Annotated in this window: 2 protein-coding genes and 1 tRNA gene; 1 reads left to right on the top strand and 2 read right to left on the bottom strand. The window is 43.7% G+C overall.

The features are described 5' to 3' along the window. Nucleotides 1-148: 148 nt before the first annotated feature. Nucleotides 149-224: transfer RNA gene (locus CYQ88_RS11455), tRNA-Ala, on the bottom strand. A gap of 124 nt (nt 225-348) precedes the next feature. Continuing rightward, nucleotides 349-1,761, bottom strand: a complete 1,413-nt coding sequence (gene gltX, locus CYQ88_RS11450) for a glutamate--tRNA ligase (protein WP_101841458.1) — start codon at nt 1,759-1,761, stop codon at nt 349-351. 226 nt (nt 1,762-1,987) lie between these two features. Here gltX and CYQ88_RS11445 point away from each other — a divergent pair. After that, nucleotides 1,988-2,954 (top strand): M61 family metallopeptidase (locus tag CYQ88_RS11445; RefSeq protein ID WP_143483802.1); only part of this gene is annotated, 967 nt, incomplete at its 3' end.

The following is a 2,954-nucleotide window of genomic DNA, read 5'->3' as shown; positions in this document are numbered from 1 at the left end:
AAGGGCGGTGTCCTAGGCCTCTAGACGAACGGGACACAGATAGAATTAACCGAAGTTAATGCTGTGTTTGGCTTGCGCCCTATCATGATGTCTCTATTAAAAGATTCGGCCTAGTGAATCTAAAAACAATCAGATAGATCAACTATCATGGTGGAGCTAAGCGGGATCGAACCGCTGACCTCAACACTGCCAGTGTTGCGCTCTCCCAGCTGAGCTATAGCCCCCTGTAGCTGATGAGCGCGTATTATATAGAACTTATGGAATGGGTCAAGTATTTTTTCCATTTTGCGTAAAACTTTTGGCTGGCCATTCCGCTCAACAGAGTCAATCCAGCCGCCCTATTCATTGTTAAGCATTGGCCTGGCGTTCAGCGATAAAAGCCAAAGCCATATCAATACGAGCTAAACACCTTTGTTGACCGATCAGTTCGGCTGTGGCATCAATAGATGGTGATTGCCCCCCACCTGTAATGGCAACGCGTAAAGGCATGCCAATTTTCCCCATGCCAATGGCTAAGGCATCTGCCGTATTATGAATCGCTTGATGAATGGCCTCTGCTTTCCATTCGCTCAGTTCCGCAAGCTTGGCTTGTAGCACCTGTAAAGGCTCTGCAGCGACAGGACGCAGGTGTTTCTTCGCCGCATTGGCATCAAATGACTCAAAATCATGATAAAAGTAGCTAGCCCCGTCCGCCATTTCAATCAGCGTTTTGGCTCTTTCTCTTAATAGATCGACAACTTTTTGTAATTCTGGGCCATTGCTCAAATCAACCCCCTTTTGAATCATAAAAGGCGTCAGGTGTTTGACCAGATTATCAATGGGGGTTGTTTGAATATGTTGTTGATTGATCCACAGCAGTTTTTCTTGATTAAAAGTAGATGGCGATGCATTTACGTCTTCTAGATCAAAATACTCAATCATTTCAGATAGGCTAAAAATCTCTTGATCTTGATAGGACCAACCGAGTCGAACCAAATAGTTGAGTAGAGCTTCTGGTAAAAAACCTTCTTCACGATATTGTAAAACGGACACGGCACCATGTCGTTTTGATAAACGACTGCCATCCGAACCGAGTACCATTGGAATATGCGCAAATTTAGGAACAGGCGCCCCTAAAGCCTTATAAAGGTTAATTTGACGAGGCGTGTTATTAATATGGTCGTCACCCCGAATCACATGCGTCATGCCCATGTCCCAGTCGTCAACCACAACGGTTAAGTTATAGGTAGGCGTCCCGTCCGAGCGGGCAATGATGAGATCATCCAGTTCACTATTGGCAACACGGATATCGCCTTTCACCAAGTCTTCGATTAACACCTCCCCTTCTTGTGGGTTCTTAAATCGAATAACCGGCTTAACATTTTCAGGAGGTGAGCCAATAAAATCGCGATAGCGACCATCATAGCGTGGTTTCTCACCATTGGCTCTTTGTTGCTCACGCATGGCATCCAATTCTTCAGGAGAAGCATAACAATAATAAGCTAGGCCTTTCTCCATAAGGCCTTGAATGACCGCCTTATAGCGGTCAAATCGGTCAGTTTGGTAAATAGGCCCATGATCATAGTCCAGTCCAAGCCAAGACATGCCTTCTAAGATGGCGTCGACAGAAGCTTGTGTAGAGCGCTCACGATCAGTATCTTCAATGCGTAATGTAAATTCACCCTGATTTTTTTTGGCATAAAGCCATGAAAAAAGCGCGGTTCTGACGCCGCCAATATGTAAGTATCCAGTTGGACTGGGTGCAAAGCGTGTTTTAACCACAAGAAACTCCTTTTTATAGCACAGAAGCTCATGCCCTTTCGCCCCATTTGAACGGTTTTCGGTTCGAATAAAAAGAGAGCAAGCATGAGTTGGTTTTTTAATTGGGGCTATTATAAAGGCAATCCTTTTGATTTGTGGGTCGTAATTAACTTGCTTTTGATTTTAACTTCACCGAATGATGTACTAAGATATTCCCTTTTCTCAGTTTTAAAACAAGGATATTTCATTGAATAAAGCGGCTATTCACTATCAACTCACCCCGGAAAATCCCCATAGCCACCTATTTTCGGTTCAGTGCCAAATTCAATCTCCAAACCCAAAAGGACAAGAGATTTCAATGGCAACTTGGATTCCCGGCAGTTATTTAATTCGTGACTTCTCAAAACATATCATAAACCTAAGGGTCAAAACGATTGATGGCCAGTCGCTAACAATCAGCCCCATCGATAAGAGTCGTTGGCTAATCGAACCTTGTAATTCTGCTCTGGTAATTGATTACCAGGTATATGCTTGGGACCTGTCTGTTAGGGGCGCACACTTTGATACCACTCACGGTTTTTTTAATGGAACCAGTGTCTTTCTCGCCATCGAAGGTCAAAGAGGTCAACCTTGTGATGTTTTGATTGAAGCCACATCGCATAGTCGTGAAGAGGGTTGGCAGGTCGCAACAACACTGCCTACGCTATCGGTAGATTCAAATGGCTTTGGCCATTATCAGGCTACTGATTATTGGGATTTAATTGAATACCCTGTTGAAATGGGGTGTTTTCATCGGCTGAAGTTTAATGCGGCAGGTATTCCTCATGAAATGGTTCTTACCGGTCGGATTAATTTTGAGCAATTGGATGAAGCACAGCTTATCGCTGATTTAACGCAAATTTGTGAAACCGAATTGGCACTATTTGAAAAGCCTTACCCGATTGATCGTTACTTATTTCAAGTCACCGTCACCGAAAAAGACTATGGCGGATTGGAACATGTGAATTCGACTGCCTTAATATGTGCACGTGATGATCTGCCCTATCGACAAGATGAAAAAAGAACGGCGGGGTATATTCGTTTTTTAGAGCTGTGTTCACATGAGTATTTTCACCTTTGGAATGTTAAACGCATTCAACCTAAAGTCTATCAGCGCCCCAGCTTACTCGAACCCGTCTATACCAATCAACTATGGTGGTTTGAAGGCATTACCT

This window comes from Hydrogenovibrio sp. SC-1 (assembly GCF_002848135.1).
Classification (GTDB): domain Bacteria; phylum Pseudomonadota; class Gammaproteobacteria; order Thiomicrospirales; family Thiomicrospiraceae; genus Hydrogenovibrio.
The sequence above is the reverse complement of the archived record's forward strand: the minus strand, read 5'-3'. Positions and strand labels throughout refer to the sequence as shown.